Source organism: Coleofasciculus sp. B1-GNL1-01 (assembly GCF_040220235.1).
GTDB lineage: Bacteria > Cyanobacteriota > Cyanobacteriia > Cyanobacteriales > Coleofasciculaceae > Coleofasciculus.
In genome coordinates this window covers 1-25,306 of sequence record NZ_JAVJTO010000118.1, presented here as the reverse complement: position 1 = coordinate 25,306, position 25,306 = coordinate 1, and the positions used below count along the sequence as shown (strand labels likewise).

Genomic DNA, 25,306 nt, shown 5'->3' with positions numbered 1-25,306 from the left:
GACCCTAGGTCAGCTTCCTAGATAGCTTATCAAACTATTCTTACATTCAGTAGACAGAAACGGCTTGCGATCGCGCATTTTGCCTCTGAAGGATAATGTAGCGTGTAATACAAATTAATCCGACCTGTAGGGGCGACCCGCCTGCATCAATGAACAACACCAATCCACTCAATGGGGTCGGGTCGCCCTTTTTCTGGAGTTGGTTCATCCTCTGCTTGTATTGTCAACCGCCTGTTACAACAATCGACGCTATGCAAACGGTTTGGTTAAATGGGAACAGTAGCTATCCTCAACAATTTTAGATTTAGAGGACATCTTTATCGATTTATGGTGCGAGGTTTGGGAAACAACCTCTTTTTCAGGATGGATAGTAATCTGCTTACAAACTAATTGTTGACTTCCGGGACGTAAAAATCCCCAGGTATACACTTGGGAATCAGAGGGTGTTGCTTGCGCTGGAGCTAGTCGGAACGCAGTCAATAATACTAGCTCTGCCACCACTAGAACTACAACTACGGCTTTCAGCATTGTTTTCGTTGAATTGATAGATTAAATTAATTTTGCCACCTGGGATGTAATCTTGGCAATAACCTAGAGGTGAGAAAGTTGTATCTATAGGGAGCGATCGCGCATAGAGTAGAGTTTCGGCGAGGGGGTGGGCAAATGGCTGAAAGGCTGATTCTTTCGTAGACTCTCTCGCTGCCTTGTCCTGTAAGGGTTTCAGCGATTTTTGGAGCAGATTTTTGGGCATTTGTCGGCACAAAATCAGACCCCCTCGCCCATGAGGGCTGGACATTTTGGTTAGGAAAGGGAACTCTTAACAGGGAACAGGTAACAAATTTGTCCCGGCTTGGGTTGGTCGCCAGTTTCCTAATTTGAGAGATATTCTGCTTCTGTTGCTAATAAGTTGGGTTTCCTTCGTCAACCCAACCTACAATTACTGACCGACTAAGGCTCAATTTTACTCTCACGGGCATCTTTTAATCGCATCGTCCAAAACTGAATCGTTTCAGAAATTTCCATGAGTAAATCCGTTAACAAAACCTGCTGATTAAACTCCAAATCTCTAAATCGATTCTGAAACTCTTCTGTCGTCATATCCTGACGAATTCTTAAATCATTCCCGACAATTTTACATAAGACTTCTCGCGCCACTCCCCAGGCAAAATAACGCCGCCCCTCGTTCTCATCCTTTTCTTTGGAGGTTTCTCCTCCTCGTAAAATTGGCGAACGAGACATCGCCCAGAAGCGTTCTACACCCCAACTCGCGACATAATCCCCAATCCCACTAGCTGCCCCCTGCCAATCATCAAAGGTATCTTTTCCTTGTTTAAGCCGTTGAAAGACTTCTCGATCTAATTCATAGGTTTCGACAGGTTTTCTGGGCATATCAATAATTAAAATAAGACCATTTTATAATGTAAGTGAAACGTAGCCTACTCAATCTGAGAAATCTGAATTCGCCCATACCCCACACTCCACAATCCCCCCAGAAAATGTTCATCGTCGAGAAATTTCTCCCATTTCTCTATCTCTTCCACCTTACCCCTGGGTGTCCAACTAATCAGAAAGACTGCCCCTGGAGGAAAGCCTTCGACTGAAAACAGATTATTGACTAAACTGGTGTTTTCATCGGGATTCTCTTGACGTTCTGCGGCTTGATCAATCTCATCCAGGTTTTTTAAACTGACCCTCGGTTGCCGCACTAATCCCATATCGACGATGATGTTAATGCTATCATCGGGTACTATAATCAGCCGATTATTGGGGATTTGTTCGGGTCGGGGTAAAGTATCGGTGCAATGCTGGACATTGTTTAATTTCAACCAGCGCAGATAAACATGATAATCGCGGCGACCTACTGTTAATACCTGTTCCCAGGTGAGGGGAATACCCACACTCGCCCAGAGAGTATCGATTAAGTCTCCCACTGTAAAGATAGATACATCCCGCAAGCGGGTGCTTTCCAAATAGGTTAATAGTTTCTCCCAAGCATTGAGTTCGGTTTTGCCTTCTTTTGTGGGTTCAATGGGCATGAGTAAATTCCATAAAGACCAGGGACAAACCCACTGTAATGATTGACCACTATTAAATAAAACTTGGATACAGACGCGGTTACGTCCTTGAGATTTTGCCTGTTTATATGCCTGATTTAAGCCGCGATGCCAAAGGGATTGGGGAATTCGCCGTTGGGCAATGACAATACCTAAGCTGAAGTGCATTTTTTCCCCCGGTATCGGATAGAGTTGATCCTGATACTGTACCCAGCCGTCTACTGGGGGAGTGAGAGGTTGAATTAAGGGAGAGGGTTTGCCTGTCCAAAGGGCGTGTAGGTCATGGGTTAGGGAAATGGCTTCGGTGAGGGGTCCGAGTAAGAGGAAATCATCCCCACCAGCAAAAATGACTTTGCTATCGTGATGCACTTCGGTTAAAGCATAGAGAAGTTCATTCCATAAACTGAATAATAGGGACAAGTCGAGGATGTGGGGTAACTCTAGTTGTCGGGCTTGGTTGGGTACGTTCGGCGGTTGGATGCCTAAGTTATAGTGGGTGATCTGTTCAGCGTTCGGATGCCATTTTGACCAAGGTAATTTCAGGGTTTGATACTGTTTGCCAGACAGCCATTTGCCCATATTGTCCCCATCTCCCCGCCAGCCGACTGTCCATTCAATGGTGCTTTGCCAACTGTTGGGGATGTCGCTTTGCCAAATTTCTAAGAGTTCTTTATCCTCTATATTGCGCCGTTCTAAGCTACGGGGATGAGTAAATTGTCCGTTTTGATCTGCCCTGGGCATACCCCATTGGGTTTTTTGGGGTAAGGTTGAAAAATAATCCCGTTCTAGCCCTTGCAGGGTTTGATTCCACAAATCGAGATTAACCTGAGGCTGGGTGGGTATCCAAGCCGCCGCCGCCGCTGTGCGATCGGGAAATTGTCCCCAAGGACAATCCGGTGGCGTTTTCCCCCAGAGTTGTTTTAGGGTTGGCACAATAATATCTGGCACTGAGGCTAACCGCTTCAGCATTTCAATACTGTTGAGGCGATCGCTTTCTGAAAAGAGTCCTTTGAGTTTACTCTCTTTTGCCGCCCGTTCCCACCATTGATCCAGGATGGGTTTCTCTAATCCCCAGGTTCCGCCTTGGTCAATCGGTTGCAAGCCGGGATGCCAAATGGATAAATGACCTGCACTTGGGCTAGTTCGTCCCCCCCACCAGGTTCCTTGCCAATCGCGACCCAGTTTCTGAGATTCAATTCCTTGGTGTAGGTTGGCGATATCCTCAACAATCTGTCCCACGCGGATGGGAGTAGACTCAGTGTAAACTGACCACAGACATTGATGATCGCGATGAATCACCCGCCAGCCAATCCCATTGAGGAGTTGGGAATTGTGTGCGATCGCGGCTTGTTCTAAACCTTTGAGTAATCGTCCCCATTCCTGTTGGATCAGTGACTGGACGTTCTCTAACCAACTATCGGATTCGGGAAATACTCCCGTCACCACATTGGGCAATTCCGGACGCCAAAACCGCTGATCAACTGAGGTAGAACCTCGCAACCAATTGACCAAGGGGGAGGAATGGTGCAGGGGTAACAACACCTTACCACCCCACTCCTCCCAGCGATAAATGAGAACAGCAGATAGGTAATGACACAACCAAGACGCCACCGCCCAATCTCTCAGCCGTTGTCCACCCCCCAGAAAGGATTGAACTGGACCAAAGCTAATTACTCCAATCTGGGTCAGGGTAGGAGTATTGCCCAAATCAATTTGCTGACAAGCCTCCTGACTCGCCCCACCTCCCCACCAAACCTGGTTTTTTAGATGAGAGGAATTTTGCCATTCTCCACTCACGGGATGGGTAGATAGGAGAGGTTCGGCTTGCGGAAGAATTGGATATAAGTTTTGCTGCTTAATTAACCAATCTTGCAGATTCATTGGCTTTGATTTAGATCAGGTTGATTTGGATTAGGGAGATGGGAGAAAAAAGTCTCACCAACCGCCTTGGGTTTAAACCCAAGGCTGAAAGCTAAAGTCAGCTAAAGCTGACTAGATAAGTAAGTGGATATCATTAAAGTTAACAGTGGAGAAATTGCTTTCGCCAGAAGCTACGTCATTGTTAAGGGTTTAGGGGCTATTTACAAAACTTCATGAGTCCTGTTTTCTTTTATCCGACTACTTAAGAATTTGAGTCCACTTTAGTGGACTTGAGCTTTTAGCCAAGAACTTGAGTTCTTGGCGGATGTTAGGGCTTACTGAAAAAGGTACAAGATATCAGTTCAATGGGATCGGGTCGCCCTTTCCATGGGGTCAGGTCGTCCTCTGGTATTTTAACCTTAGAGGCATATTTTAATATCATTAACCTTACATTCATACGCCTGAACTCGCTGCTGTACCTGGGACGATAACCCCGCCAATTCGATAATATAGCGCAGTTGCTGCACGGCAACTTCTGAGGGATGATCGGGATGATTGACTGATCCGCAAGCTTCTTTTTGAGCATCTAAAATTTTATCAATACTGTCCCCCAGCAAAGCATGGTATAAGTCATTTCTGAGATAGATAAAACTGTTTTGGGTTTGAGCATCGAGTTGCCACTGGTTATCACAGTAAAACTCCTTGAACTTATCCCAATCGGGGTTAGACTGAATTTTGTCAACCTTATATTTTGACGTTGATCCGTGACTTAATAAATCAGTCACTCTCTTTTTAATGCCAATATTCCGATTAAATTTATCCGTATTTCCTGTATTCGGGTCAGTGTACTCTAAGAACGTCTTACCCTTCTCTTTATTCCATCGATAATTCCCCGATCCTCGCTGAATAATTAAACAAGCGATCGCGAGTTCAAACGCCCCCGCCACTCTCAAATACCAATGCATCCACTGTCCGCGATCGCGAAAGGCTTGTTCACTCCACAAAGCAATACTGATCCGTTCGATGACTTCATCTTGGGGAGTTAAGCCTAGATTGAGTTGGGCGAGATTAAAGGAGACCGCGCGATCGAGATATTGGCAGGTTTCCCGCAGCGTTTGATCGGGATGATCCGCTAACAATTCATTCGCCCCAGCGAAATCTTGAATTGCCAACAACTGCCTAATTTGAGGCACTTTTAATCGCCACTGCCAATGAGTGCCAGAATGGAAATACGAAATTGAGTCTTGTCGAGAAATATAGATAAATTCAATCTCTCGTTTAGCTAACTTTTGCTCAATTCCCCAAAGGTACAGCGCACTACTCAAAGCCGGAGTTCCACTGCTGTGCTGGACAAGAATCTGATCAACTGGAATTGTTTGTCCCGCTGGGGGAGTAAAAACTATCCGACTCGACTCAAATTGAATTAATCCGTTTAATAAAGGATCAATCTGCTTTGCCATTCCGTCCCAATCCGCCGCCCCTTTGGGAATATCAGCACCAACATTAAGGAAAATCGGATAATAATTAATCCCCTGCTGCTGACACCAGTTTTCTAAGATATTGCGCCACCAATATCCATCCGAGGTAACAATATCATTCCACCCTTCACCCGACTCATCCTGGTGTTGCATCCAGTCCACCTGATTGGTTAAAATAATTCCCCAATACAGTTCAGCCTGATTTTTCTGTTCTTGCCAAACTTGGCGAATCAGAGGAAAATCCACCCGTTCGAGTTGATGAATAAAGTCCTCATCATTCCATTGTTGTGCCGCCTGGACATCTGCCAAAGTATAACAAGCCTCTAACTTTTTAGTCCCTGATTCCGAATCGACAAGAATATCGCTACTCCCCAAAACTTGCAGAATTAAATAACGTGGCATGATCAAACTCCGTTCGTAGTAAGCGCTTTAGCGCTACTTGTCCTAATTTACACTAGAGACCTATTACTTAGGCGTTCGTAGTAAGCGCTGTCTTCGCCACCCATCCTAATTTACATTAGAAACCTATTACGTTGCTCAATCAAGATATCCCCGACCAAATCGACTGAAAACCTTGTCGTCTTAACGTCGCTTCCACCCTAGAATCAAATACAGTAATCAGACAATAACTTTCATAGTGTCGCACAGCATAACCCGACGGGCGATTCTGAGTATTTCCACACCAATCCGGACGATTCTTAGCCGTGGTACTGCAAACACCATGGACAATATCGCGCCACTGGTCTGATTTTCCCCGCCAAATGCTGATAATACTACCTGGAACAGAAACTGGATTAGGCAAAAGCCGTAAGCCATACCTTTGCGCCAAATTCCTAATCACATCTTTGAGAGAATCAATTAACTCATTTAACAGTTGCTCAGAGTTCGCAGGCGTGACGGTAAATTCACTCCCCCGAAACCCATTAAACCGTTCCAACTGATGCGGGGGTCTGCGCCAACCCGGACCCATTCCCCCCAAACGACTCGCTAAATCCAGTAATCCACCCACTAAGTCTTGAAAGGGGGAATTACAGTTAACAGAAATTCGCCAGGTTTGATGAGCATCTTGGGCGGGAATATTGGTGTAACTATTGCTGGGTATATCTCCAGGACGGGGTTTGACAACCTGCTTCAGGTAACTGGTTAACCTTAATTGAGCCGGACACCCCAACCCCCCAAAAATTATACTCGTCAATTTTTCGGCGCGATCGCGGTTTAATAAATAAAGGGCTAAACGAGTAAAATAACCGCGTAAGTTAGCCCGTAGCACTTGCGGACTCCAACGATATTTGCCTATTTGTTTATCTTTGGGACTGTGGGGTTGAACACCGGGTTTCATTCCAGTTAATTGGAGTTCCCACTGTCCCGATGGTACAGATTTGGCTAAGCGACCAAAACCGGAAGCTGTACCTCGTCCAAGTCCTTGTTCTTGTAACATTTCTGTGAGTCGGTTTTCCAGCCAAGATTTTTGTTCAGGAGTGGGATTATCGTGGAGTAAGACTTGCAGACAGAATCTATCGGGACTAGGACGAAGCGGATGGTGAGGGGAAACTTGCCATTGTATCCCTAGTTTGTTGCTTTTTTGATTGAAAACCTGCCAGGGTTGTTGCGGATTTAGGGGAAAGGGTTTAAGGTTTTTTAAACGAATACTTTCAAATCGAATCGTTCGCGGTTGCCAGCTTTGGCGATTAGCGGTCAATAGAGTTGACCAAAATTCTTGTTCAGCCGTGGATAAATCCTGCCATTTCACCTGTAGCCAATGCAGGAAAGCACCTCGAACACTGGAACCCGGAATATAGGGAACACCGCTAATTTGGGCGGGTAATATGCCACCTTCAGGAAAGCGTCCACCTCCGACTTGAATGGGACTGATAACTTGTAGGTTATCTAGACGAATGGTGTAGGTATGGGAGGGGTTTGGTTCAAATGTTCCTTTCCACGCCTGAATGATATCTTGATTTTCCGGCTTTTCTAGAATGTCACTGGTTTTGGGAGTCCATCCTTTCTCTTCTGTGGGTTCAACGGTGTACCACTGGGGGAGTTCTGTGGGTAAGGGTAGCATGATAGTTGGGGGGTAGCCGGATGATACTTTTTCAACTATAGCTTGACTCAATGGGTTGTTTCGGGTCTTGTGACCATTGCACAAATTGCGAGGGTTAACCAAAATCGCTGAAATGCCTATTCTTTCGTTGGAAACTTCGCCGCCTTGTCTGGTAAGGATTCTAGCGATTTTTTTCGGGAATTGTGGGGGGTTTGGAAGGACAAAATCGGTAAGCTTCGCAAACTGCCTCTGGACATTAGGCGGGGTAAGGGTTTTAAATGGAGGGGTCACGACCTCTGTGAGGAGGTAAAGGTGTTAAAACCTGGCAAAGTCAGCCTTGACGAACATCCGAATGTCGGGTCATAACCTCTTGTTAGGAGGTGAATGTCGCTAATTTAAAAGTTTGTAGTCAGCGCTTCAGCGCTTAAGGCACTAAAGTGCTGACTACGAACCTAGATGATGTCAGTGTTGACAAAGCTTTGAGCTGTTCGGCATTTAAACCATAATGTCAAGAATTGCGAGATCCTTGTCGTAGTGTGAGCATCTTGCTCACTACATTGAGCATCTTGCTCGCTACTAATACCCCATTTAAATGCATTACAGCTTTAGCCATTAAAATCGCGGAACCCTACCAAAAAAGTCCGCCGACGCGGAAATAGAAAAAAATCACGGATTCGGTCTGTGTAGCGGCGGTTACTCAAATGAGATTAGGGAACTCTTAACCGGGAACAGTAAGGGTTTGACGGCGATTTACTTGCACTTGTTGGAGCGTACCGTTTTCTTTTGTCCGACTACTTATTGTTCCATCGTCCCCTAAAAAAAGCGCAAGCTATCACAAATTTTTCGCTTCTTTGAGGCTGAAATAAATTCTTGTTTATTGTCGATTATTTCCGACCCAATCTACTGCTAATTTAGGCAAGGGCGGATAGTGTTGAAAGGTTATCGCTGCTCTCCTCTCTCTTCTTTCTACCTCTTTGAAATGGGGGGGGAAAGAAGGGGAACCATTACATAAAACCGCTTCTAGTATCAGGGAAAAGAACACCCTTTTATCTTTCTTGCTCCCCTCTCCCCTGGTGGGCTATGCATTACCCACATCTTTCTTAAACATTGTGCGATCGCGTTTTCAAGCCGTTAGTTAAAATGGAACTTAATAGCTAGGAGTGAAGTAACTGCCAGGTAGCAGCGATATCTTGTAGTCTCTCTTCACCGCGCCAAATAGTTTTGACTCCAGGTTCACCATCATGTTTACGCCCTAAGAAACCGCCGAGTTGAGCAATCCAACCAACGGCTTGCCGGAGAGAAGGAGGTTGTTGTGGAGGTATAGGTTGAGAGTGAATAGTACAATAGAGAGCTTGCCACTCATGGGTCTGTAAAACCGTATCGCAAGGTGTATCAGGACTAGAGCGAGCTTGATAAGTGAGCCACAATAAGCGCCAAGCAACAATGGAATAAGTAGCCAAAGCACACTCAATACGCTCTCGTGTTTCCAATTGTAGTTGTTCGAGGTGACAACCGCTTTTAAGAACGTAGTGATAGCGTTCAATCAGCCAGCGAAAAGAGTACCATCGTATACATTGGACAGCTTCATCAAAACTATTGACAGGTAGGGTTGTTAACAATAACCAGCAAATGGGTGTGGTATCCTTGGGTGGATTAGATGAGCGTGGCTAATACCACTTGAAGAGTAACTGGAGAGAGTTTAGCTCTTTGAAGATGATGGCGAGGTGGTTGTATATCTAGGGTAGCAAAGCGAACGGTTAGGGTAGCTTGCCTCTGGGGTCGCCCTCCCGTTACGAGGTACAGTAATGGTGACAAATCCAGCTACTGGCGCTTGCTCAATGCTGGCGTGCAAATACTTGGCTTGATGGTCAACACGACGATTATGAGTACCTCGGATCAATAGATGCGATCGCGTTTGACGAGTCATGGCAAATAAATCGTAAATATCCGCTTCGCGATCGGCAATCGTCACCACCTCTATGTCTTCAGGTAAGGCTAACTCGGTCGCAACGGAAGCACTTAGCCAGCATTGACTTTCATGGTGAGTGAAGTTGAGATCTGTTGTGTCTTGTATTGCCAAGACAATACTATGCTCTTTTGACCGCTCCACAGTACTGATTTGATGAGACGAACGGATGTCATCGGGTTTGATGCGTGGTGATTTCCACAAGTTGTAGGTAGCTTTGGTTGCTGCCCAATTTCCACAAGCCGTTGGAATGCTTTCATTAGGCTGTTCGGCTAAGTCTTCGACAATTTTAACCAGGCGTTGATTTCGCCGAGCATCACCTAAGTTGGTGTACCGCAATTCTTGGGCTGCCCATCGAAGTTCTTTCATTTATTTATTTTCAGATGCGAATGCCACAAGCAGGAATTATAGGCTCTGGCTCCTGATACATCCAGTCAGGCAATCCCATCCCGAAACGCGATCGCATCCCAAAACCAGAAACTGTACTGACTTAGACTGCACAACTCTGCTCAGTCCAGCCAGATCGCGACGCGATCGCACAATGTTTAAGAAAGATGTGGGTAATGCATAGCCCCGGCGTGGGAGAGGGGCTGGGGGAGAGGGGTTGAGCTTAAGTTGACACCAATGGGCATTGCCGTGCCCCTACTATATGTAGCGTTTTTGCGTAAGTCCTGTGTGTCAGTCCACTACATATAGACATTAAATCTGTTGGAAAAGGGGGCTACCAGCAACGACTATAATCAGAAGCTAGTCATTACCTCCCATCACTCCATGTCTGCTGAAGAATTTCTGCCCACCGTCCACTGCTTAGAAACCCTTGTACCAGAACTATTGCAAGTTTCTAATCATCCATCGGCTCCAACCCAATCCAAAAATTGCCTCACACTTTTAGCCTGTGACGCTCGACGGTGGGTCATGATCCGGTCGTTGTATGACCGCGATAGTCACTTCTTTATCGAATTTGAAACTGAACTCTTTAACTGTGCGGATTGGTTAAAGAAGTTCAAGGAAAAAGTTGATCATTATAAAACTCGTTCTTTCTCCGATTGGCTATTTCCCGAATATACCGAATCCTTCACCAATCAATTCATTGCTACCTTAAAATCTCGATATACGTTAGAGGGAAATGATATTGACAAACTCTTATCAACTGCCATTTTTTCGGCAACTGACCGTACCTTACGCAATCACCTAACTCAGTTGTCTCAACTTAAAACTCCGTTCCTAGAGCGACAACTGATCAATCCCCAAACAACAACCAAAAAGCCAATTCACAAATTCCGCAAACGGTCAACGGCTGCTATCCTTGAACCATTCACGACCGACCCTAATTTTTCCTATGCAGGAACCTTAGGATTTTTTACCAATGATGTATCGACTATTGCCCAACTGTTATTCACAAAAATTAATGGCGAACAACGCTTATTTATCCATCATGACTATGTAGTTAAGGAAGAATTGCGGGAAACCTCAGCGGATTTAGCCGATCGCCTCAAAGAAATTTGGCAAGAGACGCCTACCCCACCGCTGCAAATTGCCTATCACAGTGCTTCCTTAAATCAAACTAAAAACTACACCATTTATCCAGTTTGCCTGTATTATTATCAGAGAGCTTACTACCTCTGCGCCTTTGGTCAAAGACCGCATAAAACAGCAACCCAAGCGCCAGTGGGATGGTATAACTACCGTTTAGAACGGATAAGCAAGTATCAAAAACTGCCTTGGGATACTCCCGATCTCCCTTTCTCAAAATCAGAGATTATCAACCATCCGGAAAACTATGCGCCTGCTTATATTCAACAGGAATTAGACGCCGCTTATGGCTTTGATTTCTATGAAAAATCCGACTTAACCCTGCTGCGGTTTGATGCTGATTTTGCCCAGCGTTACATCGACAACTCCTTCCGTCATCCGACTTTTGAGAAACTGGATAGTTACCAAGAAGCACTGGTATTAATTGAACACTTAAACTTACCCAATCCCCGACAGATCCTAGCTCATATTCACACCTATTCTGATGCCGCTTATTACGCACTTCGCTATCGGCATCAGGACAATACCGTAATCATGCGACTCCGCGCTTGGGGACCCAAGGTAGAAGTCATGTTCCCGAATGAGTTGCGACAGCGCATGAGACAGGATATCGAACAAACCTGGCAATTTTATCAAAAAACAATGACATAAGACATAAGACAAATAACAACTTTAATTGTCCCCACCTACTTAGGGCTTGCTGAATAAGTGGTGAGGTGAGGGGGAGCAGGGGAAGCTGGGGGAGCTGGGGGAGCTGGGGGAGCAAGGGTACATTTTCCCTGAGCAAGGTGATGCCATAAGCTGTTATGCATTTAAATTGGGTATTAGTAGCGAGCAAGATGCAAAGCCTGCGGCATGGCTTCGCTAAAGCCTTCGGCATGGCTTCGCTAAACGCACTACAAGGATTTCACCATTATTGACATTAAGGTTTAAATGCCGAACAGCTTACTTAGCACTTTATCCACTGTCCAGACGCCTCAAAGTATTGATGGATCAGGGTTTCCGGGTTGTGCAGTAAGCCCTACTTAACACCTAACGTTTCCACTGTTAAAACTTGTGGTGGCGTTGCATCGGGTGGATACAAAAAATCAAATTGCACTAATCTTTGACTGGATGGGGGCATTTTTAGCGTCACTAACGGTTCCCCCTCTTGTCCTCGCTGTTGAACTAAATGCCAATATCCTGTGCGCGGAACTCCCGCATCATCGTTATAGCGGAGTCGCACTGTTCCTCGGAAAAAGACTTGGTTGGCTGGAGGTTCTAGAAACCGTAATCCGTCCTCAATTTCTTCTTGTTTTAGAGGCGTTTGTAAGGATACGGTAACTGTTTTTGTCTCCTGAGTTGGATTCACCAACGGTAAGGTTAAACTATATTGCACGCCATAATTACCATGGGCAAAATAGGCAGTATCAGGATAACGTACCAGCATCCTCGCACTCTGGCTTTGATCAGTACCTAAACGTCCACCGGGTAAGGTACTTAATCCATAAGAAAAGGCTTTTCCCGGTTCAGGAATCGTCAAAACCTGGGAACTCGGACTATCAGTTAACTGAGTTTGCCACTGTGATCCTTGAGCCACACCTGCAACCCGCCCATAGATAATATTACCCGTAGTTGAGTCTGGTGGAGTTGGGGCGCGATCGCGTGGTCTAGCTAATTCCCCTGTATCCAATAGCTGTTGCCATTCTACCAGGGTGGGGGCGCGTTCATTTCCCGTCTCATCGGTGGGTGCATAACGGGCGAGACTGGCTAGATATACCTGTCCATTACTGCGTAACCGCATTAACGTGGAACGCCCATTAATTGGCGGTTCCAAGGATTTCACTGGAATCGGTAAATTGAGTAATAGGCGGCTTTGTTGAGGCGGAATCACCACTTGCGGCGGAAACTCGGCTTGGCGATAGCCTCTCAATATATCACTCATTACCCGACTACCAGGACCTGCATATACTGTACCTTGGGGATTCTTAACCTGAGACGGTAACTGGATAAACGGTGCATCGGGTTGACTTAAGTAACTAGCCGCTTGCAGAATATCAACCGTGACCGATTCTTCACCGGGATTATGCACAAGTAGTCCCAAATATAGCGTCCGTAAATCATCCGGTGTTGGCGCTTTAGCAACATGATGGGCAAAGATATCAAAACGCCCCTGAAAGGGAAAGTTTAAGTGGGCGCTAGGAGTGGCTTTGTTGTTTCCAGGAAATGTCGAGAGTAAAATTCCCTCGGTTTGCACAAGTTCGGGACTATTGCTATTGAAAACCGGAACCTGATCCAATTGTCCCGGTAACGGACGCACATCTTGCGACTGTACAATCTCCACTGGGGGTGGAGGTGTAGGGGTAGCTTGGGCGAGGTGAAAAATGGGCAGAAACGCGAACATCTAGAGATAAAGGTTTAAGATTTAGGGAATAGGGAACGGGGAACAAAGAAAACAAGTATACTTCATTACTTCGATAACCGCAAAATAACAGAGTATCGCAATAGGCGATCGCAAATCCAGATCTTCACTGAGGGTGCAAAAGCCGAAACATGGATATCAAAAGTGCAGCAGCTACAATCCGCCAATCCTGGTGCTGGTGGTTAATTGGGGGCTTGGGGATGTTGAGTGCGATCGCGTCTTTCCCTGATCCCACCCTGACTCAGATTACACCGGATGACACATTGGGGGTAGAACGTTCCATTGTTACTCTTGTTGGACAGATTGATATCATTAAAGGCGGTACTGTCCGAGGTATCAATCTCTTCCACAGTTTCCAGGAATTTAATAAAATTAAGATATGTAGGGGCGACCCGCCGCACCAATGAGAAATTCCAATCCACTCAATTTTTTCGGGTCGCCCTTCCTCAAATATTGACTGATTTGTTTATGTGTAAATTTTGGGTAAAGCCTTGCTTTCATTATTTAGAATTTTATTCTAAAATAAAACAGGTTTCACTATTCTCGGAAAAATTATATCTTATCTCTCTAGTTAATGAAAAATTCCATGCAAGCCAGACCCTTTTTAAAATGGGCAGGTGGGAAAAGCCAACTCATTAAAGAAATTGATAAAAATTTGCCTGAGGAGTTGAATCAGGGAAAAATCAATCGATATATTGAACCTTTTGTCGGTGGTGGGGCAGTATTTCTATATATTGCCCAGTTGGGTAAAATTGAAGAGTTTTTTATTTGTGATATTAATCCTGAACTCATTCTAGCGTATAAGACGATTCAGAAAAATGTAGAAGACTTGATTAAACTTTTGTCAAAGCTTCAAGACAAATATTTATCTTTCGATGCCGAAGAACGAAAGCAATATTTCTATCAAATCCGCTCTCAATTCAATCTACAGCGTCAACAAATAGACTTTCATACCTATTATCCAGACTGGGTTGAGAGAACCGCTCACCTAATTTTTCTCAACCGCACCTGTTTTAATGGATTGTTCCGAGTTAATTCCAAAGGAGAATTTAATGTTCCAATCGGTCGCTATAAAAATCCAAAAATTTGTCAGACAGATAACCTGATAGCGGTGGCTCAAATTCTGAAAAATACTCAGATTCATTATGGAGATTTCACCGACTCTGAAGCGTTTGTGGATAATCACTCTCTAGTTTATTTCGATCCTCCCTATAGACCTCTAAGCAAAACGGCAAATTTTACGTCCTATTCTCAAGAAATTTTCGATGATTCGTCACAATTAAGATTACGAGATTTTTTTCAAGTGCTTGATCAGAAGGGGGCTAAGTTAATTTTGAGTAACTCTGACCCCAAAAATGAAGATTCGACAGATGAGTTTTTTGACAGTGCTTATGCAGGATACGCTATAAAACGAGTAAAAGCGAAACGTAATATTAATAGTAAGGCAATGCAGCGAGGACAGATTAATGAATTGTTGATTATGAACTACTGAGTTTCGATAAATAGAGATTCATTGTAGAATATATATACTTGTAAAAGTATTGTTGTCGTCCAGTAATGGGGGTGCTGAAACATGAACACCCGCGCAATCACCCAACTTTCTCTCATTGTCCTGAGCCTGACTACTGCGATCGCGATCGCGCCCGCCAAATCGAGTAGCCAAGGTTTCCAGCCTCAACCTGGGGTGGCTCAATCTGGAGGCGATCTGTTGGCTCAATCAGGAGGAGGCGTTAATCTTGACGCATTACCAAGCGGCTTTCATTTTTTCCGAGACATTTCCGATGACCAAAATTATCTGATTTTGGAAAAAAGAGGCAACCTAGTCGTTGGTTATACCTATAAATATAGAACTGAATTGAGTTATTGTTGGCGAGGCACAGCAAACGGCAACTTCGTCACTGATGCTGCGTCAGCCAAACCAATTGTTAACTCTGTCCGTGAATCATGGGAATTTGATGAGAACGAAAACATCAATCTAAACAACTACAAAAAAATACCATTAGAAAACATTCAATCTAATATTGATTTTCAACAAATTCTTTATGAATGTAGAAGACTCTTAGCAGAAGCACCTTCCTCCGCTGTTAACGCTTGGACAGATTTTTTCTTCTATCGCCTTTACCCCCAAATGCAAGGCGAGAAACTTCAACCTTCCCAAACTCAATTACAGCAAGAGTGGGTTGCTATTCGTCGCGCGATCGCGGATAAAGTTAGGTGGACGCCACGAGACTGTGAACAACCGCCTGAGTCGGATGGATATGATGTGGTTAATTATAATCCGAATGAAGTTGCTGATGCCGTTTTCTACGCCCGTCATCCTGAACTTAATGAACGCAAAATTCGTCCGGGGGAAACGAATCTAGCCAGGGAATGGAATGCGATTCAGAACCGTCTTCCTGAGTTTGTCTGCTATAATCCCTGAAGAATTTTTATTAGGGAACTTTACTTCCAGCTAACTCTGTAATTACCTGCTCCAACCCAGCAACAACTCGCGCTAATCGTTCATAGTCTACTTTATCGGGTGTATCTTCGTCAGTATGATAGTAAGGATAGCGAAAGGGGGCTGTATCCGTAACCATTACACCCGGATACCCCTGCTGCCAAAATGCCCACTGATCTGACCAACCCACACCCGGAATCATCGGGGGTAACGTCGCACCTTCAGAGGGAAATTTGGCATGGCGGCGGAAGGATTCAACGACGTTGTGAACGAGTTTTCTTGACCCTAAATTACCGATAAACCCGATAAAATTTCCTTGTAAGGGATAAATCTTGTCTAAGGGAAACGGATAGCGCTGAGACCCAATTTTATCGGAGTAATATCCCATCGTTTCTAAACTCAGCATCGCCACAATATTCTCATTGCGATCGCGGCATTGTTTAGCATAGACGAAACTCCCCATCTGATCCGTCTGGAAAAATGGCGGTTCTTCATTGACAAACTCCACAAACCGCAGCGTTCTAGCTGGCTGTTTTCCGGCAAATAAACGCGCTAACTCTAAGGTTGCGGCTGCGCCAGTACCGTTATCATTCGCCGCCGGACTGGTATAGACTGAATCGTAGTGACCGCCAACGACAACGATTTCCTGGGGTTTTTCAGTGCCAATAATTTCGACTTCAAGATTGTAATACGTTTGATTATCAATCTCGTATCCTTGTCGCTTGACTTGATACCCAGATTCTGATAGATGCTGTTCCAAAAAATCAGTCGCCGCGATTAAACCGTCATAGTGCAAATAGTTGCGTCGCCCAATTTCCCCCGCCAGTTTTTCCACATCTTGCTGAAGCGCATTTTGCAAGGCGATTTCTTTCTGGGTTAGGGGTGGGAGTTCACCGTTATAACTTTCTCCAGGCATTCGGATCATTAGGAACCACGCGCCAACAATGACAATCAAGAGAATGATACTCAGTATAGCGAGTCGGATGGCTCCGGAGCGATTTAATAGAGGAATTTTCCACCACGGTTTGCTCGATAGTTGAGTCATTTGTCAGGGAACAGGGAACAGGGAACAGGGAACAGGGAACAGGGAATACAACATAATTTAGACAGGGCGGGTTTTGTAGCCAAGCTGGGGATAACATTCAATATTGTCCCTAAACCCGCCCCTACACATAGATGGGTCATGGCGCGTCTCGTGATGGCTCCCCCGGCTCTCTGTTCTAGGAAACCACCTCATCATTATTATTGGGCTTGGGAGGTAAGGTACAACAGTTAATATCATTCAAACAAACTTTACCCCACTGCAACGCCCAACGCACCAGTGCGACTCGATTATCGGTATGGGTCTTCTGCAAAATATTACTAATATGGTTATCGACAGTGCGCTTACTGATTTCCAAGTCCTGGGCAATCTCCTGATTGGTTAAACCAGCGGCGACCAGGTCTACAATTTGTAATTCCCGGTCTGAGAGAGAAACAGACTTATCCGACTTGCCACCAGCCATAGGTATTTTGCCCTTGGTAAATCTACTTATACCTTTTTAATTCTAACGAACTATGGGATACCTACACGCCATAACTCATCCTGGTTTGAGAGATTCTTTTTAACCAAAGGTTAAGCCTCTGGTAGTCTGAGGGAAACGTTGAGGTGTATATTGCCGTGACTAATCCTCGTGTTCTCTGCCTCGGTGAAATTTTATTCGATCGCCTAGCTAATCAGGTGGGGCGATCCCTAGAACAAGTCGAATCCTGGACACCTTATCCTGGGGGAGCGCCAGCGAATGTGGCTTGTGCATTGGTTAAGTTGGGAACCCCAGCGGCGTTTATCGGAGCTGTGGGAGTTGATGAGCCAGGAAACCAGCTTGTCCAATTATTAGAAGATGTCGGGGTGGATAGTAGTGGTGTCCAGCGCCATCCTACCGCACCAACCCGACAGGTTTACGTCCTGCGCTCAGAAAAGGGCGATCGCGAATTTGCTGGATTTGGTGATTTTGACACTTCCCAATTTGCTGACTCTTTCCTTGATGTGTCTAAGTTACCCGAATCCTTATTTGAGGGAGCTGATTATTTAGTTTTGGGTACCCTGGAGTTAGCCTATCCCCAAACCCGACAAGCGATTTACCAAGCCTTGGATCTCGCCAATCGCTACGATGTCAAAGTTTTAGTGGATATTAACTGGCGTCCCATGTTTTGGTCAGATCCCAGTGAAGCAAAACCACTGATTGAAGAATTTGTCAAGGAAATCGATTTTCTCAAAATAGCCAAAGAAGAAGGGGAGTTATTCTTTGATACCTCGGATGCAGGGGCGATTACCCATCGTCTGGATTCAGTGGAAGGTGTGTTGGTGACGAATGGAGATCAAGATATAACCTACTGTCTCGGTGAACAGGAAGGTACATTCTCACCCTTTACTATGAATGTGCAAGATACCACAGGGGCGGGTGATGGTTTTGTCGCGGGCTTGATTCACCAACTGTGTCAGAAGGGATTAAAATGTCTAGCGACGCCAGAGTCAGCACGAGATGTGGTCAAATACGCCAGTGCTGTGGGTGGACTAACGACACTCAAACCCGGTGCGATCGCGGCTCAACCAACCCGACGCGAGGTGGACGCATTTCTCAAAGAAAACGGGTAACGGTTTCCCTGTGATTACCCCTGTTGTTGCGATCGCTCTGTCTGATTCAACTGATTTTCCTGCGATCGCTTCTTGCGTTCTGCGTATTCATGAAAGTTCACGATTTGAGGATCAGAGGCGGGTATATCATCATTAGGGTTGGGTTGGGAAACGTCCGGTGGAATGGTTGGATCAATCATCGTAAAGTGCTGAATTGGAGGCATTTCAACTTTATGATACGTGACCCCACGAAATCGAAATGTTTTAACCGATGGTGGCTGAGGTTGTCGTGACTGAGAATAATGGACAGCTTGCTTCCCTTGAGAGGGGGTGACACCCTTACCTGAATTTGGGACACTCTGTTGGGTTATTGTTGCCAGCTTTCCGTTAACCAGGGTTATTTTTTTCTGGTGTAATAATTCTTTCAACCTGTCCCAATTTTCCTGGGGATGCTCTTTTAACCAAGCGTCCACAGCTTTCATGGCGGGGACAGGAGGAAGACTAAATTGCATCAAAAGAATAGCGAGGACTTTTCCTTCAGTTGTCATTTTTATTATGGGGTAAGGAAGCAATTACTGGCGACAGCAGATACACTTTATAGGAATGATATAGCTCTGAAAAAAGAAAACCCTGATACTAATTCTTCAGTTTGTTAAGAAAGTTATCTATAATTGTCTTCGGCATCCGGATGCGACTGCCTCAGCCATTTCTCGTAACTTTTTTCAGCTATTTGGCGGATTGACAATATTCGTCATGGGTTAGGGAACAGGGAACAGGTATTAAAAAGGGCTTGTAGGGGTGGGTTTGACTATTATCCTTTTTTGTCACCTTAATGGTATTAAACCCGCCCTGATTAAGTTTTCAGCTAACTCCCTCATCTCCCCCATCTCCCAGACGTGCCATGGCACGTCTCTACATTGCTACTTCGTTACCCAATCTGCACTCATGTCATTATCCCCCCAAGAGAAATCCTTGAGACACCTAATTGCTAATAAAATTGCGGCGACACCAAATCGGCGTATTTCATTTGCCGAATATATGGATTTAGTCCTCTATCATCCCCAACAGGGATATTATGCTACGGGTGCAGTTAATATTGGCTCTGAAGGAGACTTTTTTACCTCATCCCATCTGGGTCATGATTTTGGTGAGTTACTGGCGGAACAGTTTGCCCAAATCTGGCAGATTCTGGGACACCCCGAACCCTTTACATTGGTGGAAATGGGGGCGGGTCAAGGATTGGTTGCGGCTGATGTTTTGAGTCATTTATATCGACAGTATCCAGACTGTTTTGCGGCGTTAGACTATATCATTGTTGAAAAAGCAGCGGGATTGATCAGTAAACAGCAGCAAGTTTTCAAGCAGTTGAACTTACCTGGTTTACCGTTACGCTGGTGTACCTTTGATGAAATATTAGACAACTCAATCATCGGGTGTTGTTTTTCTAATGAACTCGTCGATGCATTTCCAGTGCATCAAGTTGTGCTGGAGAAGGGACAGCTTCAGGAAGTGTATGTGACAACGGTAACGACGGAAACCAATGAGATTCATTTGGGGGAAGTTATCGATGATCTTTCTACACTGGAGTTAAACAAGTATTTTCAATGGATGGGAATTAATTTATATTCGGGGGCGTATCCAGATGGCTATCGAACTGAAGTGAATTTGGCAGCGTTGGATTGGATCAAGACAATTGCTAATAAGCTGAAACAAGGGTTTTTGCTCACGATTGATTATGGGTATTCTGCCGATCGCTATTATTTACCCGTCCGACATCAGGGAACATTAAAATGCTATTATCGTCACCGCCATCATGATAATCCTTATGTAAATATTGGACAGCAAGATATTACCGCTCATGTGAATTTTACGGCATTGGAACGGCAAGGAGAATTGTCTGGATTACAAACCGTAGAATTGACCAAACAAGGATTATTTTTAATGGCATTAGGATTAGGCGATCGCATCTCGGCATTGTCAGGATTAGGAAGCCATCAGGGACAAGCGATCGCGGGGGCGCAGGATGTGATTAGAATTATGCAGCGTCGGGATGCATTACATCAACTGATTGACCCCACGGGATTGGGCGGTTTTACAGTGCTAGTGCAGGGTAAGGGGTTGAGTCTGGAAAAAGCGCGATCGCTTAAAGGATTAACGATTCCGCCAATGGCTTAATTGGTCATTGGTCATTTGTCATTGGTCATTTGTCATTGGTCATTTGTCATTTGTCATTTGTCATTTGTCATTTGTCATACTCGCTTTCATCGAGAAGCAAGCTACGTCATTCGTCATTTGTCAACGAAACGGTACAAAACTATAATGGATTCATCATAGTCCGGAATACGCTAGAGGGATAAAGATGGTAATTGCACTCCAGCGGCTAACCTTTCAAGAATATCTAACCTATACAGATGGAACCGATACGGTTTATGAGCTAGTTGAGGGTAAATTAATTCCGATGAGTCTTGGTAGTGGTTTACATGGTGATATTGCGGAATTTCTACACGACGAGTTTCGCGCTGAAATTAAACGGCTAGGACTTCCCTGGACAGGTAAACAAATGACGGTTGGTATTCAGTCGCCGCAACGGGGACAATGGCACACCTCTCGCATTCCTGATGTAACCGTTTTACCTCTAGAACAATGGCAACAGCTACGTGATAAAAAAGAAGCGGTCATTACGTTGGATGAACCCCCCCCTTTACTAGTTGTTGAGGTGGTAAGCGAATCAACTAAGACTGTAGATTATCGAGCCAAACGCGCTGAGTACACCGTATTAGGAATTCCCGAATACTGGGTAGTTGATCCCTTAGCGAATAAAATCACAATTTGTCAACTGGTGGAAGGCTTCTACGATACCACAGAGTTTTTGGGTAGTGATGAAATTCGATCGCCTACATTCAAAGCGTTGCGGTTAACCGCCGCCCAAATTCTCAATCCTGCTCTGTGATATAGGATTTTCATGCTAGCTTAGCCTTCTACTAATTCTAAATATTGAATGATCGCACTCAATGCATGTTGTACATAATCAATTCGTACTTCAGTAACGCGACGATTAAACTTTTCGGCATCAGGAGTATCTGCGGCTATTTGATCGACAGCCCTAGGAAAAGCGCCGAGGAATTTTGAGTCCTTAACCTGGGCGCGGAGTAAAAAGTTTAGACCATCAGGTATAGTAGACTCAATACGTTGTCGTATTTCCTGACTAGCCGGAAGGAACGTCAGAGCCGCTTGCAATCCTTCTAAACGGGTGGCGGTGGGAGTAACTTTACCCTGTTTGGAAAAGCCGCCGTGATAGTTAGGATGCTGAGGATCTTTAATTTGCTCTTGGAGTATCGTTTCGCAAATCTGGATAGCATGATTCACTAACAATTCTCTCGATACAGGTAAGTTCTTTTGATTAGTTAGGGAGAATAGCTTAGCCGTCGCCAGGATAGCCCAATGATCCGCTGATATATTCGTTTGCCCTTCACGAGAATGAGCGAGATAGGCTAACGCTTTAGCCGCCGCATTAAGCCAAATTTCAGAACCATCCTGTTCGTAAAGCATCGCTAGTCCTAAAGCCGCCTCACCCGGATAATAAAGCGATTGCCATTTATTCCAACGTCCTCCCTGCGACGGGATATATTTTGAGTAAAAATTGCCCTCTTCTTTTTGCATATACACGAGAAATTGCCCTAACCTTTGTAAATCGGAGAGGGGGGTAAATTCGGGCTGAATTTTCTCCATACTTAATAAAGCGACTAACCCAAGTCCTGTCCCCCCTAGCTTGGCTTGGAGGGGGTTTCCGCTGTGATTAACCTTGGGATCTGACCAAACCGCTAATACGTTATTCTGATCCGGTAGAGGATAAATAGATTCATCTCGCAGATATTGACTGGCTTTTTCTAGGGTAGAACGCACCTGGGGATCGGGGTGTCGCTGATAATACATCCCTAGGGCGTAGATTGTGCCAGCATGACGGAGAATATTATACTTTTCCTTGACTTTCACGGCAGAATTCATGTTGAGACGATACTCAAACCTGCCATCATCTTTTGTCTGTTGAACCAGATAGTAGGCGGCTTGGTTGGCTGCGTTTTGAAGGATATCAATTTCTAGAATGGTGTCACCTCGAATTCCGATTAAGAGTATAAGCCAAAAAGTTAAGAGTGCTACAAGAGTGAAGTTGACTCGCTTCCTCAAGAGAAAAAAGAAATGTTGCCAATTCTCCATGGTTACCTATAGTTTATACTTGATTACCTGTCATCAACCCTTTATTATCTGGGTTAACATGGAGAGAGGGCGACCCAAGCCAATTAAGTGACCAGTTATCTACACAAATCGAAATATTAGATATTTTGATGAAAGAGAGATTGGAAGTCTTTGCTCATAGCAAATTAGCCAAATCATAGATTGGTTTTGGAAGCTTGATGACTTGGAAAAGACAAATGATTATGAAAACAGATTTAATAGCCGATCAATTGACTATATGGGATTACTCATTATTGGCAGGAATGAGAATTTAAAATTTAGAGAGAAAACGAGGTTAGCTTGGCGTCAGCAAAACCTGATCGTGAATTCTAAGCATATATTATATACTGTATAACTTTTGATGATTTATATGATGATTTATCATTTCGTCTTGACAAGTATCGGTTTGCATCACAAGTCGATGATTAGAGGATAACTCTATTTCTCTGGCTCGAAAATAGTCTTGACAAACGACATAAGACAAATGACCATTAAGTCACAAAACCCCCTTAGAACTGGGAATCATTTCAGCACGACGGGGATCGATTTCTGTTGCCATACGGACTGATCGCGCAAAGGCTTTAAACGTGGCTTCGATAATATGATGAGAATTAATTCCATCCAGTTGGCGGATGTGCAACGTCATTTGGCTATGGTTCACCAATGCAACAAAGAATTCCCGCACCAGTTGCGTGTCATAGGTGCCAACCCGTTGAGTGGGAATCTCTAAGCCATAGCTTAAATGAGGACGCCCCGAAAAATCCAGTGCCACTTGGACTAATGCCTCATCCAAGGGGGCGATAAAATGACCAAAGCGGACAATCCCTTTGCGATCGCTTAATGCCTGAGCAAACGCCTGTCCCAGTGTAATGCCCACGTCTTCGTTGGTATGGTGATCATCAATTTCGATGTCACCCGTGGCTTTCACGTCTAAATCAATTAACCCATGAGAGGATAGCTGATGCAACATGTGATCCAAAAAGGGGATACCTGTGTCCGCACGACAAGTTCCTGTACCATCGAAATTCAGGCTAACCTGGACATCGGTTTCACCCGTGGTACGTCTCACGGTTGCTGTCCGGGCGGGGAATAGAGGATGCTGAGACTGGGAATTGATAGCTGTGCGATCGCTGGTTTGCATAGTTGCTGCTGACATAGGAGAACACCGTCTCTTATTCTCTCACAGGAAAGAGCGGGAGGGTGGAAGCCCCTCTCCCTCATCTCTCCTCTCCCAATCTCTTCCCTTAGTTACTAACCTGATTCAAACAAGCGTGCTAAAGTAACTCTAGACACTGGCAATAACGCCAACTTAATGAGAAGGAGAACACAACCATGCCAGATACTCAGGGTTTAGTCCAGGCATTTGGTGAAGTCCACGATAATCCCATCCTACTGGAGCAAGGAGTCACCGCTCCGGTTTGTGAAGGACTAAATATTGCATTAGCAAGCTTCCAAGCCCTCTATCTGCAATACCAAAAACATCACTTTGTCGTAGAAGGTGCAGAATTTTCTTCCCTGCATGACTTCTTTCAAGAAAGCTACGAACAGGCGCAGGAATATGTCCACGATTTGGGAGAACGACTCAATGGATTAGGTGGAGTTCCCGCCGCTAGTTTTAGCACCCTGGCGCAGTTATGTTGCTTCTCTCCAGAAGCCGATGGCATTTTTTCATCGCGTCAGATGATCGAGAATGACTTGGCAGCCGAGCAAGCTATAATCCAGTTAATTCGGCGTCAGGCGTCACAAGCGGAAAGTTTAGGCGATCGCGCCACCCGCTATTTGTATGAACAAATCCTGTTGAAAACGGAGGAACGGGCTTATCATTTGAACCATTTCCTCGCACCGGATAGCTTAACGTTGGGCTTTATGAAAAAAAGCTAGACCTTCGTAGCGAACATATCCCACCAGTGAAATTTAATGTTGGCTGGTGGGTATTTAATACTTTTGGAGAACAAATAACAGACTGATTGCTGCTTTCGATTATCTGACCAGTTATTGGAACAAGTGAAGCGATGTCCCACCCGCCGATTGAGTCTTCAATCACCTTTTTCTACACCCATGACCTTGACATGTCGGCACGGTTCTACGAAGATGTGTTGGGTTTGGAGTTATGGCTTGATCAAGGCAGTTGTCGGATTTATCAGGTGAGTTGTGATGGGTACGTGGGTGTGTGCCAAAGTAGCGGCACCAAAACACCACTCACTGACAAGCAATCAAATGTAATTTTTACCTTGGTAACACCACAGGTGGACGAGTGGTTTGACTATCTTCAGCAGCACGGTGTTGTCTTTGAAAAGCCGCCGACGTTCAATGAAACGTACAAGATTTACCACTGCTTCTTGCGTGATCCCAATGGCTATCTCATTGAAATTCAACGCTTCGGAGGATAAACCTCTGGGAGGGATAGATTTTACTATTGAATCGGGCGCAAAGCGTGGGTTCCCTAAGGTTTCCGGGCGTAAGGTTAATTCGGGCTTGCTGCACAAGTGAAGAAGCCCTTACCCATCAAGGTGATTAAGCTGTCACGCATTTAAATTGGGAATGGGTAGCGAGCAAGATGCTCAATGTAGCGAGCAAGATGCTCAATGTAGCGAGCAAGATGCTCAATGTAGCGAGCAAGATGCTCAATGTAGCGAGCAAGATGCAAAGCCTGCGGCATGGCTTCGCTAAACGCACTACGGCAAGG

General features: G+C 44.9%; 22 protein-coding genes and 1 pseudogene. 10 read left to right on the top strand and 13 right to left on the bottom strand.

What is annotated here, in order from left to right; genetic code table 11:
• Positions 1–46 precede the first annotated feature (46 nt).
• The 7 genes and pseudogenes from RID53_RS28605 to RID53_RS28575 all read right to left on the bottom strand — a co-directional run bounded on the left by RID53_RS28605 (position 47) and on the right by RID53_RS28575 (position 9,768).
• Positions 47–208 carry a hypothetical protein gene (locus tag RID53_RS28605; protein WP_446391326.1) on the bottom strand — a complete coding sequence of 54 codons (162 nt, stop codon included), beginning with the start codon at positions 206–208 and terminating at the stop codon, positions 47–49.
• A 228-nt stretch (positions 209–436) separates the two neighbouring features.
• Entirely contained in the window at positions 437–796 is a 360-nt protein-coding gene (locus tag RID53_RS28600) for a hypothetical protein (protein WP_446391325.1), read from the bottom strand.
• 152 nt (positions 797–948) lie between these two features.
• Entirely contained in the window at positions 949–1,389 is a 441-nt protein-coding gene (locus RID53_RS28595; RefSeq protein ID WP_446391324.1) for a hypothetical protein, read from the bottom strand.
• A gap of 47 nt (positions 1,390–1,436) precedes the next feature.
• On the bottom strand, positions 1,437–3,935 hold the full coding sequence (locus tag RID53_RS28590; protein WP_446391323.1) for a Cas10/Cmr2 second palm domain-containing protein: 2,499 nt from the start codon (positions 3,933–3,935) through the stop codon (positions 1,437–1,439).
• A 398-nt stretch (positions 3,936–4,333) separates the two neighbouring features.
• Complete coding sequence (locus RID53_RS28585; RefSeq protein ID WP_446391322.1) at positions 4,334–5,794, bottom strand: hypothetical protein; 1,461 nt, start codon at positions 5,792–5,794, stop codon at positions 4,334–4,336.
• Between the two features lie 139 nt (positions 5,795–5,933).
• A complete protein-coding gene (locus RID53_RS28580) occupies positions 5,934–7,454 on the bottom strand; it encodes an RAMP superfamily CRISPR-associated protein (RefSeq protein ID WP_446391321.1) in 1,521 nt (506 codons plus the stop codon).
• Between the two features lie 1,133 nt (positions 7,455–8,587).
• Positions 8,588–9,768: pseudogene (locus tag RID53_RS28575) on the bottom strand (IS4 family transposase).
• A gap of 402 nt (positions 9,769–10,170) precedes the next feature.
• On the opposite strand from RID53_RS28575, the gene RID53_RS28570 reads away from it, so the two are divergent.
• The gene (locus tag RID53_RS28570) at positions 10,171–11,583 is read left to right on the top strand and encodes a TIGR03985 family CRISPR-associated protein (protein WP_446391320.1); all 1,413 of its coding nucleotides are present in this window, start codon (positions 10,171–10,173) and stop codon (positions 11,581–11,583) included.
• A 370-nt stretch (positions 11,584–11,953) separates the two neighbouring features.
• Here the strand turns inward: RID53_RS28570 and RID53_RS28565 are convergent, their stop codons facing one another.
• Positions 11,954–13,315 (bottom strand): DUF3370 domain-containing protein, encoded by a 1,362-nt coding sequence (locus RID53_RS28565; protein ID WP_446391319.1) that lies wholly within the window; start codon positions 13,313–13,315, stop codon positions 11,954–11,956.
• 149 nt (positions 13,316–13,464) lie between these two features.
• On the opposite strand from RID53_RS28565, the gene RID53_RS28560 reads away from it, so the two are divergent.
• The 3 genes from RID53_RS28560 (at position 13,465) to RID53_RS28550 (ending at position 15,755) form a co-directional block, all read left to right on the top strand.
• Positions 13,465–13,740 (top strand): hypothetical protein, encoded by a 276-nt coding sequence (locus RID53_RS28560; RefSeq protein WP_446391318.1) that lies wholly within the window; start codon positions 13,465–13,467, stop codon positions 13,738–13,740.
• Between the two features lie 167 nt (positions 13,741–13,907).
• Positions 13,908–14,825 (top strand): DNA adenine methylase, encoded by a 918-nt coding sequence (locus tag RID53_RS28555; protein ID WP_446391317.1) that lies wholly within the window; start codon positions 13,908–13,910, stop codon positions 14,823–14,825.
• A gap of 81 nt (positions 14,826–14,906) precedes the next feature.
• Positions 14,907–15,755, top strand: a complete 849-nt coding sequence (locus tag RID53_RS28550) for a hypothetical protein (RefSeq protein WP_446391316.1) — start codon at positions 14,907–14,909, stop codon at positions 15,753–15,755.
• Between the two features lie 10 nt (positions 15,756–15,765).
• Here the strand turns inward: RID53_RS28550 and RID53_RS28545 are convergent, their stop codons facing one another.
• The gene (locus tag RID53_RS28545) at positions 15,766–16,818 is read right to left on the bottom strand and encodes a M28 family peptidase (RefSeq protein ID WP_446391315.1); all 1,053 of its coding nucleotides are present in this window, start codon (positions 16,816–16,818) and stop codon (positions 15,766–15,768) included.
• A 175-nt stretch (positions 16,819–16,993) separates the two neighbouring features.
• The gene (gene pedR, locus RID53_RS28540; RefSeq protein WP_446391314.1) at positions 16,994–17,278 is read right to left on the bottom strand and encodes a photosynthetic electron transport-dependent transcriptional regulator PedR; all 285 of its coding nucleotides are present in this window, start codon (positions 17,276–17,278) and stop codon (positions 16,994–16,996) included.
• Between the two features lie 155 nt (positions 17,279–17,433).
• Here pedR and RID53_RS28535 point away from each other — a divergent pair, with 155 nt between their 5' ends.
• Positions 17,434–18,408 (top strand): carbohydrate kinase family protein, encoded by a 975-nt coding sequence (locus RID53_RS28535; protein ID WP_446391313.1) that lies wholly within the window; start codon positions 17,434–17,436, stop codon positions 18,406–18,408.
• 14 nt (positions 18,409–18,422) lie between these two features.
• Here RID53_RS28535 and RID53_RS28530 read toward each other — a convergent pair whose 3' ends face one another.
• Positions 18,423–18,935 (bottom strand): hypothetical protein, encoded by a 513-nt coding sequence (locus RID53_RS28530; protein WP_446391312.1) that lies wholly within the window; start codon positions 18,933–18,935, stop codon positions 18,423–18,425.
• 397 nt (positions 18,936–19,332) lie between these two features.
• On the opposite strand from RID53_RS28530, the gene RID53_RS28525 reads away from it, so the two are divergent.
• Both RID53_RS28525 and RID53_RS28520 read left to right on the top strand, forming a co-directional pair.
• A complete protein-coding gene (locus RID53_RS28525; protein WP_446391311.1) occupies positions 19,333–20,562 on the top strand; it encodes a class I SAM-dependent methyltransferase in 1,230 nt (409 codons plus the stop codon).
• A 184-nt stretch (positions 20,563–20,746) separates the two neighbouring features.
• Entirely contained in the window at positions 20,747–21,337 is a 591-nt protein-coding gene (locus tag RID53_RS28520; RefSeq protein ID WP_446391310.1) for a Uma2 family endonuclease, read from the top strand.
• 20 nt (positions 21,338–21,357) lie between these two features.
• Here the strand turns inward: RID53_RS28520 and RID53_RS28515 are convergent, their stop codons facing one another.
• Positions 21,358–22,602, bottom strand: coding sequence for a hypothetical protein (locus RID53_RS28515; RefSeq protein WP_446391309.1), 1,245 nt, complete (start codon positions 22,600–22,602; stop codon positions 21,358–21,360).
• A gap of 163 nt (positions 22,603–22,765) precedes the next feature.
• Here RID53_RS28515 and RID53_RS28510 point away from each other — a divergent pair, with 163 nt between their 5' ends.
• Positions 22,766–22,975: a Shedu anti-phage system protein SduA domain-containing protein gene (locus RID53_RS28510; protein WP_446391373.1), complete on the top strand. Its 210-nt coding sequence runs from the start codon at positions 22,766–22,768 to the stop codon at positions 22,973–22,975.
• A 141-nt stretch (positions 22,976–23,116) separates the two neighbouring features.
• On the opposite strand, the gene hisB is transcribed toward RID53_RS28510, so the two are convergent.
• Positions 23,117–23,761 carry an imidazoleglycerol-phosphate dehydratase HisB gene (gene hisB, locus RID53_RS28505; protein WP_446391372.1) on the bottom strand — a complete coding sequence of 215 codons (645 nt, stop codon included), beginning with the start codon at positions 23,759–23,761 and terminating at the stop codon, positions 23,117–23,119.
• 191 nt (positions 23,762–23,952) lie between these two features.
• Between hisB and RID53_RS28500 the strand changes: the two genes are divergently transcribed.
• Both RID53_RS28500 and RID53_RS28495 read left to right on the top strand, forming a co-directional pair.
• Positions 23,953–24,501, top strand: coding sequence for a Dps family protein (locus RID53_RS28500; protein ID WP_446391308.1), 549 nt, complete (start codon positions 23,953–23,955; stop codon positions 24,499–24,501).
• 131 nt (positions 24,502–24,632) lie between these two features.
• Positions 24,633–25,010 carry a VOC family protein gene (locus RID53_RS28495; protein WP_446391307.1) on the top strand — a complete coding sequence of 126 codons (378 nt, stop codon included), beginning with the start codon at positions 24,633–24,635 and terminating at the stop codon, positions 25,008–25,010.
• The last annotated feature ends 296 nt before the right edge of the window (positions 25,011–25,306 follow it).